Annotated in this window: 15 protein-coding genes; all 15 read left to right on the forward strand. The window is 37.5% G+C overall.

All coding sequences use genetic code 11. From position 1 onward, the window contains the following. The first annotated feature begins 241 nt into the window (after positions 1-241). A complete protein-coding gene (glyQ, locus tag A5849_RS05860) occupies positions 242-1,159 on the forward strand; it encodes a glycine--tRNA ligase subunit alpha (protein ID WP_002305598.1) in 918 nt (305 codons plus the stop codon). A gap of 1 nt (position 1,160) precedes the next feature. After that, a complete protein-coding gene (glyS, locus tag A5849_RS05865; protein WP_086309989.1) occupies positions 1,161-3,236 on the forward strand; it encodes a glycine--tRNA ligase subunit beta in 2,076 nt (691 codons plus the stop codon). Between the two features lie 290 nt (positions 3,237-3,526). Further along, a complete protein-coding gene (locus A5849_RS05870) occupies positions 3,527-4,306 on the forward strand; it encodes a hypothetical protein (protein ID WP_002348498.1) in 780 nt (259 codons plus the stop codon). A gap of 40 nt (positions 4,307-4,346) precedes the next feature. Further along, entirely contained in the window at positions 4,347-5,291 is a 945-nt protein-coding gene (locus A5849_RS05875; RefSeq protein WP_002308652.1) for an LCP family protein, read from the forward strand. A gap of 15 nt (positions 5,292-5,306) precedes the next feature. Then, a complete protein-coding gene (locus A5849_RS05880) occupies positions 5,307-6,086 on the forward strand; it encodes a YveK family protein (protein WP_002308654.1) in 780 nt (259 codons plus the stop codon). A gap of 12 nt (positions 6,087-6,098) precedes the next feature. Next, a complete protein-coding gene (locus A5849_RS05885) occupies positions 6,099-6,797 on the forward strand; it encodes a CpsD/CapB family tyrosine-protein kinase (protein WP_002348499.1) in 699 nt (232 codons plus the stop codon). Between the two features lie 27 nt (positions 6,798-6,824). Further along, positions 6,825-7,589: a tyrosine-protein phosphatase gene (locus A5849_RS05890; RefSeq protein ID WP_002337445.1), complete on the forward strand. Its 765-nt coding sequence runs from the start codon at positions 6,825-6,827 to the stop codon at positions 7,587-7,589. A gap of 13 nt (positions 7,590-7,602) precedes the next feature. After that, a complete protein-coding gene (locus A5849_RS05895; RefSeq protein WP_086309990.1) occupies positions 7,603-9,420 on the forward strand; it encodes a nucleoside-diphosphate sugar epimerase/dehydratase in 1,818 nt (605 codons plus the stop codon). A 10-nt stretch (positions 9,421-9,430) separates the two neighbouring features. Next, the gene (locus A5849_RS05900; protein WP_002337313.1) at positions 9,431-10,045 is read left to right on the forward strand and encodes a sugar transferase; all 615 of its coding nucleotides are present in this window, start codon (positions 9,431-9,433) and stop codon (positions 10,043-10,045) included. Then, positions 10,042-10,908: an NAD-dependent epimerase/dehydratase family protein gene (locus tag A5849_RS05905; protein ID WP_002348503.1), complete on the forward strand. Its 867-nt coding sequence runs from the start codon at positions 10,042-10,044 to the stop codon at positions 10,906-10,908. Before A5849_RS05900 ends, A5849_RS05905 begins: the two co-directional genes overlap by 4 nt. Further along, on the forward strand, positions 10,905-12,128 hold the full coding sequence (locus tag A5849_RS05910; RefSeq protein WP_002348504.1) for a glycosyltransferase family 4 protein: 1,224 nt from the start codon (positions 10,905-10,907) through the stop codon (positions 12,126-12,128). Before A5849_RS05905 ends, A5849_RS05910 begins: the two co-directional genes overlap by 4 nt. 2 nt (positions 12,129-12,130) lie before the next feature. After that, positions 12,131-13,153, forward strand: coding sequence for a polysaccharide biosynthesis protein (locus tag A5849_RS05915; protein ID WP_002348505.1), 1,023 nt, complete (start codon positions 12,131-12,133; stop codon positions 13,151-13,153). Next, entirely contained in the window at positions 13,150-14,259 is a 1,110-nt protein-coding gene (locus A5849_RS05920) for a capsular polysaccharide biosynthesis protein CapF (protein ID WP_002333109.1), read from the forward strand. The genes A5849_RS05915 and A5849_RS05920 overlap by 4 nt, the downstream gene beginning before the upstream one ends. Positions 14,260-14,262: 3 nt before the next feature. Then, positions 14,263-15,387 carry a non-hydrolyzing UDP-N-acetylglucosamine 2-epimerase gene (wecB, locus tag A5849_RS05925; RefSeq protein ID WP_002333108.1) on the forward strand — a complete coding sequence of 375 codons (1,125 nt, stop codon included), beginning with the start codon at positions 14,263-14,265 and terminating at the stop codon, positions 15,385-15,387. Continuing rightward, positions 15,384-16,511: glycosyltransferase (locus A5849_RS05930; RefSeq protein ID WP_086309991.1), on the forward strand; the 1,128-nt coding region annotated here is incomplete at its 3' end. The genes wecB and A5849_RS05930, both read left to right, overlap by 4 nt.

The raw sequence follows: 16,511 nt of genomic DNA on the forward strand, positions 1-16,511 counted from the left end.
CAAGATCAGTAAAAAACACGTGGTTTAGCGAGTTCGGGAGAGTGGGAGCCGGACCCAAACGATTTTTGAAGAGGCACTTGCGAGTACGATAAATGAAGCTGCCGAATCTTTATTCGGAAGTAGGGTGGAACCGCGAATTATTCGTCCCTATGTCTGTAATCAGACATAGGGATTTTTTGTCGTTTTCTTTCCTGTATTCTTATTTGACAGCAACGCTTTAAAATTGAAAGGGGCAAAACAGATGAGTAAAAAATTGACCGTCCAAGATATGATTTTAACATTACAAAAATTTTGGTCATCAAACGGCTGCATGCTGATGCAAGCGTATGACACAGAAAAAGGAGCAGGTACGATGAGCCCATATACCTTTTTACGGGCAATCGGACCAGAACCATGGAATGCTGCTTACGTAGAGCCATCTCGCCGACCAGCTGATGGACGTTATGGTGAAAACCCAAACCGTTTGTATCAGCATCATCAATTCCAAGTCGTGATGAAACCTTCACCTGAGAATATCCAAGAGCTTTATTTAGAAAGCTTGCGCCTTTTAGGAATCGATCCATTAGAACACGACATCCGTTTTGTTGAAGACAACTGGGAGAACCCATCCATGGGCTGTGCCGGTGTGGGTTGGGAAGTATGGCTTGACGGAATGGAAATCACACAGTTCACGTACTTCCAACAAGTTGGTGGACTGCCTTGTAAACCAGTCACTTCTGAGATCACTTATGGATTAGAACGTCTTGCTTCTTATATCCAAGAAGTTGAAAGTGTCTATGATTTAGAATGGGCTGATGGCGTGAAATATGGCGAGATCTTCAAACAACCAGAATATGAACATTCCAAATATTCTTTTGAAGTAAGCGACCAAGACTTGCTACTAAGCAACTTTGATCGTTTTGAAAAAGAAGCAAAACGCTGTATCGATGAAAATCTTGTTCATCCGGCGTATGATTATATCTTGAAATGCAGCCATACATTCAACTTATTAGATGCCCGCGGTGCAGTATCCGTAACAGAGCGTGCCGGTTATCTTTCTCGCATCCGCAACATGGCTCGTGCTGTAGCCAAAATCTTTGTGGCAGAACGCGAAAAATTAGGATTCCCTTTGTTGAATAAAAACACAGCAAATCCAGAAACCGTGAAGGAGGCTGAATAAGATGGCAAAAGACTTATTACTTGAAATCGGGCTGGAAGAAATGCCTGCCCATGTTGTCACACCAAGCATGAAACAATTAGAAGAAAAAACAGCAAAATTTTTAGATGAAAACCAATTGACTTATGATACGATCGAAACATTTTCCACACCGCGCCGTTTAGCAATCAAAGTAACAAATATTCCAGAACGACAAGCGGACAGTGAAGAAGAAGTCAAAGGACCAGCCAAAAAAATTGCTTTGGACGCAGATGGAAACTGGACGAAAGCAGCGGAAGGATTTGTCCGCGGACAAGGTCTGACGACAGACGCTATCACTTTTAGAGAATTAAAAGGTGTGGAATATGTCTATGTAACGAAATACACTCATGGTAAGGAATCCAAAGAAGTATTGACAGGTTTAGCAGATGTCATTAAAAGCCTGACTTTCCCTGTAACGATGCATTGGGCAGAATACGATTTTGAATATATCCGCCCTATTCACTGGATCGTGGCATTGTTAGATGACGAAGTAATCCCATTCGAAATCTTGGATGTCAAAACAGGCAGAGCCTCTCGAGGTCATCGTTTCTTAGGCGAAGATGTGACATTTGCGCATGCAAAAGAATATGAAGAAAAATTGAATGAACAATTCGTCATTGCGTCTCCGCAAAAAAGACAAGAAATGATCGTTACACAAGCCAATGAATTAGCCGAAAAAAATCATTGGGTTATTGATCTAGACGAAGATTTACTAGAAGAAGTCAACAATTTAGTCGAATATCCAACTGTCTTTTCTGGCGACTTCGAAGAAAAATATCTTTCTGTTCCTGAAGAAGTACTAGTCACTTCTATGAAAGAACATCAACGTTATTTCGAGGTACGGAATGATCAAGGTATGCTGCTTCCTCATTTTATTTCTGCTCGTAATGGTGATCGGGTAAAATTGGAAAATGTGGTTCGAGGCAATCAAAAAGTATTGACGGCTCGTTTAGAAGATGCGGAATTCTTTTATAATGAAGACAAGAAAGCTTCAATCGACCAATACGTTGAAAAACTAAAAACTGTTACTTTCCATGAAAAAATCGGTAGTATCTATGAGAAAATGCAACGGGTACAAGTCATTGCCCGTATCATTGGCGAACAAGTAGGACTATCTGATAAAGAATTGATGGATCTGCAACGAGCTGCTGAAATCTATAAATTTGATCTAGTAACCAACATGGTAGGGGAATTTCCTGAACTACAAGGGATCATGGGCGAAAAATATGCTCTGCTGAAAGGCGAGAAACCTGCTGTAGCGACAGCGATTCGTGAGCATTACATGCCTATATCCAGTGAAGGAGAGCTACCTCAGTCTACAGTAGGTTCTGTTTTAGCGATTGCAGATAAATTAGATAGCATCTTTTCTTTCTTTGCTGTTGGGATGATTCCAAGCGGTTCAAACGATCCTTATGCCTTACGTCGCCAAGCATACGGTGTCGTTCGGATCATCGAGTCGAAAAAATGGGCCTTTCCTTTGTCTGTTCTGCAAGAAACGATTAGTGATGTTATCAGTAAAGATACGGATCGTTTCGGTATTGGTTTATCAGAAGGGCAACAACAAGTGATCGACTTTATCAAAGGTCGTCTGCGCCAATTATTGACAACGAAGAATATTCGTCATGATGTCATCGATGCTGTTTTGAATGCGGAACAAAAAGATCTGACAAAAGTATTTGCAGCAGCACAATTGTTCAAACAACATCTTGCAGATGAAGACTTCAAACCTTCAATGGAAGCTTTGACACGTGTCGTGAACTTAGCGAAAAAAGCGCAGCTTGAAAAACAATCAGAAGTAGACCCTGAGCTGTTCGAAAACGACGCAGAGAAAGAATTACACAAAGCAGTAGAAGCAATGAAAGCAAGTTTTGCTGACCAAACGATCCACGAAAACTACGACCAGCTTGTCGCTCTTCGTCCACTGATCGAAAATTATTTTGATCAAACGATGGTCATGGCTGATGAACCAGCAGTACGTAAGAACCGACTAACACAACTTAGTCAAATAGCTGCCATGGCTTTGTCATTAGCAAGCTTGGATCAAATCATCACAAAATAGTCTTTTGTTTGAAAAACAGAGAGCATGCACGAAACGTGCTGTGTCTCTGTTTTTTTGTTATAAATATAAATAGCTGTAATAACAATCTTGTTATTGTTTTATTTACTTTTAAATTAGAAATTTCCCTAGTCAAGAAAACTGTTTGTGGTATGATTATATAGGGAAAACCCGTTTATAAATATTTCTATGAATATATTAGTTTAATTATGCTTTTAAAATAAAAAGCGCTCATTCTGATGTGAATGAATCACATCTTTATTTATCTATCATCAATATTTAGGAGTGAATCTATGGAAAAGCCGTTCGTCAAGTTATTGGCTACTGTGGCGGTAGGCACAGGCGCTATTGTGATTTGCTTGTTTGGATACCATCTCAATAATCAGCGGCAACATCATCAACGGATCAATTACGCAGAATCTGCCATCACCAATCAAAAAGACACCGTGACCTCTTTATCAAAAGAAGTAGATAAGCTGTACAGTACAAAAGAAAAAATTTTCCTAAATCCTGAAATAACAGAAGAAACAGTTTCAAATTTGTCACATAAACTATCTTCTATCAAACTTTCGGCAGATGATTATGACATCAAGGAATCAGAATTACCTAAAGAAGCTGCTGCGATCCAAGAAGAAAAGAAAGCAATCTTAACGCAGTTAGAGGATGCAGAATCAAAACTGAAGATCCAGACGGCTGTCAATAAATTATTTACTAAAAACGTATCAAACTGGCAGCAAGCTGTGGATGATGTCATCATCAAAGAAAAGTTAGCAAGTGCAGATGTCGCCCATATACGTGAAAATATGAGCTTTTTTAAGGATAGTGCTTGGAAAACGGTCGTTATGCAATATCTAGGATTCGCTGATACCCAAATTGCACAAGTCACGCAACTAGATCAGCTATTCGATACGATGCTGAAAGACGGACAAGTAACAACTACTGCTACTTATGATCAATATTTGACCGCACTCAGTCTCATCGAACAGATCCGGAATGAAAAAATAAGAGCCGCATACGCGTCAAAAGCAGAAACAGTCGCTCAGCAAATGGGCTATAGCAATACGAGCTATTAATAAGCGAGAATTCAAGCAAGGCTAGCAAACGGAGGAAACTATGGCAAAACGAAGAAGAAAATCAAGAGGGAAAAAGATATTTCTAATTATTTTAGCAATTCTTGTCGTACTAGTATTAGCAATCGTAGGAGTAGGAGCAAAATTATATCTAGATCTCTCACATTCTATTGAAAAAACTTACGAATCAGTGGAACGAACCCAAGGAGAACGAACAAAACCAGTTGATCTGGACAAACAAGAATCCTTCTCTGTCCTATTGATGGGGATCGATACGGGAGATTTAGGACGGGTCGATCAAGGACGATCAGATACGATGATGGTTGCCACAGTCAGTCCTGAAGATAAACAGACAACGATTGTCAGCATTCCTCGGGATACGTATGTCGACATCGTTGGTCATGACACAAAAGACAAGATCAACCACGCTTACGCATTCGGCGGAGCTGCCATGGCAATGGATACCGTACAAAAATATGTAGACATCCCAATCGACCACTATGTTTCAATCAATATGAAAGGTCTAAAAGAACTCGTTGATGCAGTTGGTGGTATCGAAGTCAATAATGACCTCACCTTCTCACAAGATGGCTATGATTTTACGATCGGTAAAATCACATTGAACGGGGATCAGGCATTATCTTATTCTCGTATGCGTTATGAAGATCCAAACGGTGACTATGGTAGACAAGAGCGTCAAAGAAAGATCGTAGAAGGTGTAGCGAAAAAAGTATTGAGTCTGAACGGTGTAAGCAACTATCAATCCGTTTTGAATGCTCTAGAGTCGAATATGAAAACAGACATGAGCTTTGATGAAATGAAAAAAATCGCTTTAGATTATCGGGATGCATTTGGTACGATCAAGCAAGATCAGCTGCAAGGAGAGGGCTTCATGCAAGACAATATCTCATACCAAAAAGTCAGCGATCAAGAACTTGACCGTGTGAAAAAAGAATTAAAAGATCAAATGAATCTAGAGAATAAATAGGAAAGTGGAGAAAAAATGGAAGAGACAATCAGCTTGAAAGAAATTTTTGAAACATTACGCAAACACGTGATAACAATCCTCATCTCAATGTTTGCTGGCTTGGCCATCTCAGGCATCGTGACGTTTTTCATCTTGACGCCAAAATACAGCTCACAAGCCCAATTGATCGTGACACTGCCACAATCAGATACTGCAAATGTCAATGATGTCAATACGAACCTGCAAATGATCAATACGTATAAGGATATGATCGTCAGTGATCTAGTACTAAATGAAGTCAAAGATCGTTTAGAAACAGAAGACAATGTGAAAATGACTGCTGGACAAATCAAAGATGCCATCTCCGTCAATCAGTCACAAAATTCACAAATGTTCTCGATCCAAGCAACAAGCACAAATGCAGTGACGGCTCAACAAATCGCTAATACAACGTCACAAGTATTCCAAGAGAACGCCAAAGATGTGATGAATGTCGATAAAATCTCGATCATCTCAGGTGCAGTTGCCAATACGACACCTGTTTCGCCAAATAATAAATTGAATCTAGTGATTGGCTTAGTGTTAGGAATGATGGTAGGTGTAGGTCTAGCTTTCTTATTTGAATTACTTGACCGGACAGTAAAAGATGAAAAATATGTGACGGATACATTAGGCTTCCCAATCTTAGGGACTGTACCAGAAATGTCAGCGAAAGAATTGAATGCTGGTATCCGTAAAAAAGGACCAGCTCCGACACAACCAAAAGCTACAAACGATAAAACAGCGCCATCACGCAGAAGCCGCTCAAGAGTCTAGGAGGAAAGAAAAATGGCACGAACACAGAAACAAAAAGCAACCCAAACTCATGCAGTCAGTTTGGTCACACTCACCAATCCCTCTTCACCAATCGCTGAACAATATCGTACGATTCGGACGAATATCCAGTTTGCCTCCGCAGCTGGTCAGCAAATCAAAACGATTGTTGTGACTTCATCAGGACCTGAAGAAGGGAAATCGACCACTGCAGCAAACATTGCCGTTGTTTTTGCCAAATCCGGTCAACGGGTGCTGCTAGTCGATGCAGACTTACGTAAGCCCGTCATCTATAAAACGTTCAAGTTGAACAACGCAAGCGGATTAAGTACTGTCCTTAGTTCATCAGGAAGTGTAGCAGATGAGATCCAACGAACACCAGTCGACAATTTGTCGATTCTGCCAAGTGGACCTAAACCACCAAATCCATCAGAGTTACTAAGCTCGCCAAGAATGGATCAAATTTTAGCAGAAGCAAGACAACTATTTGATGTAGTGATCTTCGACATGCCGCCAGTCGTTGCCGTAACAGATGCACAGATAATGTCTTCAAAAACGGATGGCACCTTATTGGTCGTACGTGAAAATACGTCACGAAAAGAATCATTGACTAAAGCAAAAGAACTGTTAGATATGGTACAAGCGCGAGTCCTTGGTGTTGTATACAATGGGGCAGAACACAGCAAAGATGCTGGCTATTACTACGGGAATTAAGAAATAAAAAGAGAGGAGACAAGAGAAATGATCGATCTACATTGCCATATCCTGCCAGGAATCGATGACGGAGCAGAAAACTTAGATGCCAGTATCGCCATGGCTGAAAAAGCGATTCAACAAGGGATCACACATATTTTATGCACACCCCATCACAATAATGGAAAATACAGCAATGAAAAATCACAAGTCATTTCTCTAGTCGCTTCGTTACAAGCAGAATTAGAGAAAAGACAATTGCCTTTGACGTTATTGGAAGGACAAGAAGTACGTATTACCGGAACACTGATTGAAGACATCCACCGAGATGAAATTTTATTTACAGATTTAGATGATACATATCTTCTAATCGAATTTCCGACACTGGAAGTGCCATTATATGCAGAACGGCTCTTTTTTGAGTTGTTACAACTAGGAAAGACACCAGTGATCGTCCATCCAGAACGCAACGCGCATTTTCGCAAAGACCCGAATCATTTGCTGCCATTCCTAGATATGGGATGCTTGGCCCAACTCACCGCACCAAGTTATGTCGGTGTATTTGGCAAAGAAATCCAGAAAACAGCCAAAACGATGGTCAAACATAACCTCGTGCAAATGGCTGCTTCCGATGCCCATGGTGTCTCTAAACGTACCTTTTACTTAAAAGAATGTTATGAGCAAATCGCCAAGGACTTTGGTAAGGAAAAAGTAGTACAGATGAAACAAGTCGCAAAGGACCTGATCAACGGGGATGAGATCAGTTATCCAGTCTATGAAGAGGTAAAAAAGAAGAAGTTTGGTTTATTTTAGGGGGAGTTAAAAAGTGTTTATATTAACAAGAAGAAGAAAAATTGCCACATTGGTTGTTGTGGACAGCTTGTTATTAATCGCTGCAAATATTGCAGCAGCTAAATTCATGAAGCCGTTTGTATCTATATCAATGGACCTTATTTTAATCTCTATCGGTTTGTCGATTGGTTTTTATTTATTTTATGGTAGTTTATTCAAAGTTTTCACTCGGATCAATCGCTATACAAATTTAAGAGAGATCATTGCAATTTTTAGTTCACTATCTGCAAGTGCTGCCTCAAGTATCCTCATACTGCTGTTCATTAATCGGCGATACAGTTTACGGTTAGTTATCTTTGCTTATCTGCTTTCGCTCTTATTGATCATCGGTAGCCGATTGATCTGGCGTATCTACATCGAAACAAAAAATATGAGATATGTATCAGCAGATTCTGCTAAAAATACCTTGATCGTTGGTGCTGGCGAAGGCGGGCGTATTTTATACAACAGCTTTCTTGGATCCAAAACAGCTCAAGATATCCACGTTGTCGGGTTTGTAGATGATGATCCGAATAAAAGAAATACGTATCTTTCAGGAAAAAAAGTATTAGGTGCATTAAAAGATATTCCGGAATTGATTGAAAAATATGACATTCAAATGGTAACGATCGCTATCCCTTCCTTATCAAGAAAAAAATTACGAAGAATCTTCGAGTTAGTCGAATCCGCTCATGTGAAAGTCAATACGATGCCTTCTATAGAAGAACTTGCTTCAGGGAAAATTAGCGTATCAAAATTAAAAACAATTGACGTAGTGGATTTACTGGGAAGAGATGAGGTAGAGTTGGATATTGAATCCATCAAAGATCAGATCACAGACAAAGTCATTCTTGTCACCGGCGCAGGAGGATCGATCGGTTCAGAAATCTGTCGGCAAATCATTCAATTCAATCCTGCAAAGCTATTGCTTTTAGGACATGGGGAGAACTCGATCTACTTGATTGACCGTGAGTTACGCACACATCATCAAAATTGTCCTACAGAAATTGTACCGATCATCGCAGATATCCAAGATCGCGAGAAAATCAATGAAATCATGGAACAATATCATCCAGATATCGTCTACCATGCAGCCGCTCATAAGCATGTACCATTGATGGAATACAACCCAAAAGAAGCAGTCAAAAACAATATTTTTGGTACAAAAAATGTAGCAGAAGCAGCCAAAGCAGCGAAAGTAAAAAACTTCGTCATGGTATCGACAGATAAAGCTAACAATCCTCCAAATGTCATGGGTTCAACAAAACGAATCGCTGAAATGATTGTGACTGGATTGAATGAAGAAGGCTGTACGAAATTCTCAGCTGTCAGATTTGGGAATGTCCTTGGTTCTCGCGGTAGTGTGATTCCAGTATTCAGAGAACAAATTGCTCAAGGTGGTCCAATCACTGTAACAGACTTTCGTATGACCCGATACTTCATGACGATTCCTGAAGCGAGTCGTTTAGTTATTCAATCTGGCGCATTAGCAAAAGGCGGCGAAATCTTTATTTTAGACATGAGCGAACCAGTGAAAATCGTAGATCTAGCCAAAAATATGATCCGATTGAGCGGATATAGCGAAGACGAGATCGAAATCATTGAAACAGGTATCCGTCCAGGGGAAAAACTATATGAAGAACTATTGTTAGATAAGGAAAGAAACGATGAAGCAGTTTACGAGAAGATCTTTGTGGGAAACATCAAAGGTTACTCCATGCAAACAGTGATGGAATTCGTCAACAGCTTGCCGCAAGACGACGAACAATTGGCTAAAGAGATCGTCACTTTTGCAAATGCTTCGAATAAGTAGGGGGAGTAAAGTGTATAAAGACGGTTTAAAAAGAGGGATAGATTTTTTATTATCTTTAGTGGGTATCATCGTATTGTCACCGATCTTTTTGATTCTATGTATAGCTATCAAAATCGATTCAAAAGGTCCAGTCATCTTTAAACAAAAACGGGTAGGAAAAAACAAATCCCATTTTTATATTTATAAATTCCGAACAATGAAAGTAGATACGCCTCAAGAGACACCAACTCATTTGTTATCAAATCCTGACTTTTTTATTACACGAGTAGGAAAATTCCTTAGAAAAACAAGTCTGGATGAACTACCGCAATTATTTAATATATTAAAAGGGGACATGGCAGTCATCGGACCACGCCCAGCGCTATGGAACCAATATGATTTGATTGAAGAACGAGACAAGTACCACGCAAATGATATCCGTCCAGGACTAACAGGTCTCGCACAGATCAGTGGACGGGATGAATTAGAGATCGACTACAAAGCACGTTTAGACGGACAGTACACAGCAAATATCACGCCAATAATGGATCTAAAATGCTTTTTTGGAACTATAATCTCCGTCTTTAAAAGCGACGGCGTTGTCGAAGGCGGGACTGGTTCGGTGAAAAAGGAGGATGTAAAATGAAAAAGATCCTGATTACTGGTGCAAACAGCTATATTGGTACATCCTTCAAACAATGGATGACACAATTTCAAGACGAGTATCAAATCGACACACTAAGTGTACGAGGTGACGCGTGGCGAGAACATGACTTTTCGGGATATGATACGATGATACATTTAGCAGCAATTGTTCATAAAAAAGATGTATCTCCGGAAATTTATTATCACATAAATAGAGACTTAGCAATTGAACTTGCTGAAAAAGCAAAACAAGAACATGTCAAACAATTTATTTTCTTTAGTACGATGGCTGTTTATGGTTTAGAAGAAGGGATAATATCTAGCAAAACGGTTCCTAGTCCAATAACTGATTATGGTAGATCTAAGTTAGAAGCAGAAAAATCAATTGTTAAATTAAATACTCCAGAGTTTAAAGTACTTATTATAAGACCTCCAATGATATATGGACCATATGCAAAAGGAAATTATTCAAAACTATCAAAGTTAGCGCAAAGAATCTCTTTTTTTCCAAAGGTTGATAACAAAAGAAGCATGTTGTATATAGACAATTTAAATGCATTCATAAAGTTAGTGATTGATTCTAATTTAGCTGGTACTTTTCATCCACAAAATGGAGAATTAGTGAATACTTCAGAGATGGTAGCTGAAATTGGGCGGGTCCACAAAAGACGAATATACCTTGTGTCAGGATTTAATTCAATGCTAACTACGTTAGGTAAAAATATAGGTATATTAAGGAAAATATTTGGAAACTTATCTTACGATGAAACAGTCGTTGGATATCCAGGCTCTATTTACGATACGATTCGTTTGGAATATCAAGAAAAAGACTTTGTTCGAAGCATAGAGGAGTCAGAAAAGTGAAAAAAGATGTTTTGTTTATGTGTCAATTCTTCTATCCTGAATATATATCATCTGCTCTTTTACCCTTTCAGACAGCAGAAGCATTAAAGGATTCTGGACTAAGTGTAGATGTATTATGCGGTTTTCCGAAAGAATACATTAAAGATAATAGTAAAGTTCCATTACATGAAACGGTTGACGGTATAAATATATATAGAAAGAAATACTTACAGCTTAGCAGAAGTAATTTTTTTGGTAGAATCGTTAATTATTTCTCTTTTACCTTTATGATGTTAATGAACATTTTGAAATGCAAGAAGTATAAAGTCATTATAGTCTATTCTAATCCACCTATTCTGCCTTTGGTGACATTATTGGCAAGAAAACTATTCAAATGTAAAATTATTTTTGTGACTTATGACTTATATCCTGAGATTGCAGTAAATATGAATGCCGTTAGTGATAAAAGTTTTATCTCTAGGGTGATGTCAAAAATAAATAAGAATTTGTTTCGAGAAGTGTCACGTGTAGTATCGTTATCAGAGGATATGAAAAATTATATTTTAAATAATCGTGGTGTTGACGCTAAAAAAGTGAGTGTTATCCATAACTGGGCGACTGAAGAGCTCCACTTTTCTGAAGTGCAGTCAATAGATTTTAAGAATCTCAGAAAAAAGTACAAACTAATTGTTTCATATTTTGGGAATATGGGAACTGCTCAAGATATCAATACGATTTTAAAACTAATAAATGATCAACGTATAAAGGAAGAAAATATTTGTTTTCTGTTTGCTGGGCATGGTAATAAAAGAGAAGAGATAGAAAGTTTAATTCAACAAAAACAATTATCTAACAGTATAATTTTTGATTATCTAAGTGGTAGTGATTTTGAAGATGCGCTAAATATTACGGATATATTTATGGTTTCTCTTGAAAAAAATATTGCAGGATTGGCAGTTCCAAGTAAAACCTACAGTTACTATCAATCAGGTAAACCTGTTATTGCTATAATGGATAAAAATACTGACATATCAAAAGAGATTTGCAAGAATAATGCAGGTTTAGCTGTTGAGAATGGAGAAACAGAACCTCTGATAGAATGGTTATTATCAATTGTCAAAGATGAAACACAATTAGTTAAGATGAATAAAAATGTTCAGAAAATGTTTAATAATTTATATACGAAAGATTTACAATTAGAAAAATATGTCAAATTAGTTAATTCAGTCTTGGAGGAATAGTAATGTTCAAAGATAAAATTTTATTAATCACAGGCGGCACTGGTTCTTTTGGGAACGCAGTGATGAAACGTTTTTTAGATTCAGATATCAAAGAAATACGTATCTTTTCTCGTGACGAGAAAAAACAAGACGATATGCGGAAGAAATACAACAACGACAAATTGAAATTTTACATTGGAGATGTTCGGGACATCAACAGTGTCAAAAATGCGATGTATGGCGTTGATTATGTTTTCCATGCAGCAGCGCTTAAACAAGTACCTTCTTGCGAATTTTTCCCAATGGAAGCTGTAAAAACAAATATCATGGGAACGGATAATGTCGTAACTGCAGCAATCGAAATGGGGATTCAAAAAGTTATTTGCTTGTCTACTGATAAAGCTGCGTATCCAATCAATGCTATGGGGATTTCCAAGGCTATGATGGAAAAAGTGTTTGTTGCTAAAGCAAGAACCGTTACTGACGAACGCACGATGATTTGTGGCACACGCTATGGAAATGTAATGGCTTCTAGAGGATCAGTTATTCCATTATTCATTGACCAAATAAAAAGTGGTAAACCATTAACAGTGACAGATCCTGGCATGACAAGATTTTTGATGAGTTTGGAAGAAGCTGTAGAATTGGTTGTTTTTGCTTTCCAAAACGCAAAAGCAGGGGATATCATGGTTCAAAAATCACCAGCTTCTACTGTTGGCGACCTAGCACAAGCAGTCAAAGAATTATTCCATGTAGACAATGAGATTCATATTATCGGAACACGACATGGCGAAAAGCGTTATGAAACACTACTGACAAAAGAAGAATACTTAGTTGCTCAAGATATGGGTGATTTCTACCGTGTCCCTGCAGACACACGTGATTTGAATTATGACAAGTATTTCGTTGAAGGAAGCAAAGAGCTGACACAAGAAGGAGAATACAATTCAGATAATACACAACGTTTATCTGTAGAACAAATCAAAGAAAGACTTCTTGAACTGGACTATGTAAGAAAAGAATTGAAAGAGTGGCAAAGTCAATGAATATTTTAGTAACTGGGTCAAATGGTTTTATTGGAAAAAATTTAGTTGCTGAATTAAAAAATGAAGGATTCACAGACATTCTTAGTTTTGATAGAGATACGCCTGTACATTTATTGGATGAATATTGTGAAAAAGCAGACTTTGTTTTTCATTTAGCTGGAGTGAACAGACCAAAAGACGATGCTGAATTCATGACAGGAAATTTTGGTTTTACTTCAGAATTGCTAGAAAAACTAAAAGAGCATGGCAATACATGTCCTGTTATGATTTCCTCTTCTATCCAAGCAGAACTTAATAATTCTTATGGCAAGAGCAAAAAAGCCGGAGAAGATCTATTAAAGAAATACCAAAAAGAAACAGGAGCACCTGTATATATTTATCGCTTCTCAAACTTATACGGTAAGTGGTCGCAACCAAATTATAATACAGTTGTAGCCACATTTTGTTACAAAATCGCAAGGGACGAAGAAGTTACGGTAAATGATCCGTCTGCTGTCATAGAGCTTTGTTATATCGATGATGTCGTGAAGGAACTACTCCATTGTCTGAATGGACAACCTTATACAGAAAATGGGTATTGTGCTGTTCGTGAAACGGATGAAGTAACGGTCGGCGAATTAAAAGAACTAATTACATCTTTCAAAAATAGTCGAACGAATTTGAGTGTTCCTAATCTTGCGAGAAGAGTAGAAAAAAATCTGTACAGTACGTACTTAAGCTTCTTACCAGAAGACGAATTTTCTTATTTTCTAAAAATGAACGTAGACAATCGAGGATCGTTTACTGAATTTTTAAGAACAAAAGACCGGGGGCAAGTATCTGTCAATATTTCCAAACCGGGAATCACTAAAGGAAACCATTGGCATCATACAAAAAATGAAAAATTCTTAGTAGTAAGCGGAGAAGGTGTAATCCGTTTTAGAAAAGTAGACTCAAATGAAATAATCGAGTATTTTGTTTCAGGAGAAAAATTGGAAGTAGTTGATATTCCAGTAGGTTATACGCACAATATCGAGAATCTGGGATCAACGGATATGGTGACAGTGATGTGGGTAAATGAGCCATTTGATCCAGAACATCCTGATACTTATTATGTGGAGGTTTAATCAATGAAAAAATTAAAAGTGATGACAGTAGTAGGAACTCGACCAGAAATCATTCGTTTGTCTGCTGTTATCAACCGACTGGATCAATCAGAAGCAATCGAACATATTCTAGTACACACCGGCCAAAACTATGACTATGAGCTAAATGAAGTATTCTTCGAAGACTTCAAGCTAAAGAAACCCGATTATTTTCTAAATGCAGCAACTGGCACAGCTATTGAAACAGTTGGAAATATTTTGATCAAGATCGATCCAATTTTGGAAGAAGTAAAACCAGATGCATTCTTAGTATTAGGGGATACAAATAGCTGTTTATGTGCAATTGCAGCCAAACGTCGCCATATTCCTATTTTTCATATGGAGGCAGGAAATCGCTGTTTCGACCAACGAGTACCGGAAGAAACAAATCGTAAAATTGTTGATCATACAGCTGATATTAATCTAACCTATAGCGATATCGCGAGAGAATATCTCTTACGTGAAGGATTACCAGCTGATCGTGTAATCAAAACAGGAAGTCCGATGTTTGAAGTTCTCAATTCAAGAAAAGATGACATCCAACATTCCGATGTCCTTAATCGCTTAGGGTTGAAAGAAGGACAATATTTTGTTGTTTCTGCTCACCGCGAAGAAAATATCAGCTCAGAAACAAATTTCTTACACTTGGTAGATAGCTTGAATACAATCGCTGAAACTTACCAATTGCCAATCATCATCAGTACGCATCCGCGAACAATGAAGATGATCGAAGCAAAAGGAATCAAATTCCATGAGCTGATCCAAACAATGAAACCAATGGGGTTCAATGATTACAATAAATTGCAAATCAATGCAAAAGCTGTACTAAGCGACAGCGGAACGATTAGCGAAGAATCTTCCATTTTGAACTTCAAAGCATTAAACATCCGTCAAGCACATGAACGACCAGAAGCAATGGAAGAAGCAAGTGTCATGATGGTAGGATTAGAAAAAGAAAGAATCATGCAAGGACTGGAAGTATTGAAAACACAGCAAAAAGATACTTTGCGACACGTCGCAGATTATTCAATGCCAAATGTTTCGGAAAAAGTATTGCGTATCATCCTTTCTTATACAGACTATGTGAATAGAGTGGTGTGGGGAAGATGAAAATCTTAATGATAAATTCAGTTTGTGGAGTGGGCAGTACTGGTAGGATTTGTACAGATTTATATGAAGAATTATCAAAAGAAGGCCATGAGTGCTGTATTGCTTACGGCAGAGGAGATGCATCGGAAGAAATTAATACTTACAAAATTGGGAATAAGTTTGATAACTATTGGCACGTATTAGAGACTCGTTTATTTGATAATCATGGATTTGCTTCAAGAAGAGCAACTAAAAAATTTATTTCATTTATTATTATGTATAAGCCTGATGTTATACATTTGCATAATATTCACGGGTATTATTTAAATGTTCAAATTTTGTTTAATTTTTTAAAGAAAAGTAAAATACCTATAGTTTGGACATTTCACGATTCATGGGCTTTTTCAGGACATGCTGCCTATATTGAATATGATAAGAATGGGACATTACCTAATAAAAATTCCAATTTTGCTGAAAGATATGCTTATCCGAAATCTTTTATAAACCGTTCTTATTATAATTTTGAAAGAAAAAAACGCCTATTTAGTAATGTTGATAATCTTACGATTGTGACTCCATCTAATTGGTTAAATAAAATGGTAAAAATGTCTTTCTTAAAAGATTACCAAGTGATTACAATCAATAATGGAATAAATTTGGAAAAATTCGAGAAAACTGAACAAAAAACTGGGATAAAAAAAGGAAATAAAAAAGAAGTTTTGGCTGTCGCAAATATATGGGAGAAAAGAAAAGGACTTGAAGACATTATTTATTTTGCTGAAAAGTTAGATGAAAGAAAATACCATTTTATTATCGTTGGAAAAGTTGGCAGAACACTACCTGCTAATATTTCACACATTGATAGAACAGATAATCTTGAACAGTTAATTCAATTATATCAACAAGCTGATGTTTTTATAAATCCTACCTATCAAGATAATTTTCCAACTACTAATATTGAAGCACTTGCTGCTGGTACACCAGTAATTACATATAATACTGGTGGGAGTGGCGAGATTCTTACAGAAGATGTGGGTTTTGTTATTGAACAAGGAAACCGTGAAAAATTTATAGAAAAAATTAGTGAAATAAGGAAAGACATAAACATATCTAATTACTGTATGCAAACTGCTCAGATCTATAGC

The sequence above is a fragment of the Enterococcus sp. 10F3_DIV0382 genome, assembly GCF_002140245.1.
Lineage (GTDB): Bacteria > Bacillota > Bacilli > Lactobacillales > Enterococcaceae > Enterococcus_B > Enterococcus_B lactis.

Bases quoted from the DNA above. Each gene is read 5' to 3' on its own strand.
- A5849_RS05880 (WP_002308654.1), top strand. From the start codon at position 5,307: ATGGAAGAGACAATCAGCTTGAAAGAAATTTTTGAAACATTACGCAAA.
- A5849_RS05870 (WP_002348498.1), top strand. From the start codon at position 3,527: ATGGAAAAGCCGTTCGTCAAGTTATTGGCTACTGTGGCGGTAGGCACA.
- A5849_RS05875 (WP_002308652.1), top strand. From the start codon at position 4,347: ATGGCAAAACGAAGAAGAAAATCAAGAGGGAAAAAGATATTTCTAATT.
- A5849_RS05915 (WP_002348505.1), top strand. From the start codon at position 12,131: ATGTTCAAAGATAAAATTTTATTAATCACAGGCGGCACTGGTTCTTTT.
- A5849_RS05890 (WP_002337445.1), top strand. From the start codon at position 6,825: ATGATCGATCTACATTGCCATATCCTGCCAGGAATCGATGACGGAGCA.
- A5849_RS05885 (WP_002348499.1), top strand. From the start codon at position 6,099: ATGGCACGAACACAGAAACAAAAAGCAACCCAAACTCATGCAGTCAGT.
- wecB (WP_002333108.1), top strand. From the start codon at position 14,263: ATGAAAAAATTAAAAGTGATGACAGTAGTAGGAACTCGACCAGAAATC.
- glyQ (WP_002305598.1), top strand. From the start codon at position 242: ATGAGTAAAAAATTGACCGTCCAAGATATGATTTTAACATTACAAAAA.
- A5849_RS05905 (WP_002348503.1), top strand. From the start codon at position 10,042: ATGAAAAAGATCCTGATTACTGGTGCAAACAGCTATATTGGTACATCC.
- A5849_RS05920 (WP_002333109.1), top strand. From the start codon at position 13,150: ATGAATATTTTAGTAACTGGGTCAAATGGTTTTATTGGAAAAAATTTA.
- glyS (WP_086309989.1), top strand. From the start codon at position 1,161: ATGGCAAAAGACTTATTACTTGAAATCGGGCTGGAAGAAATGCCTGCC.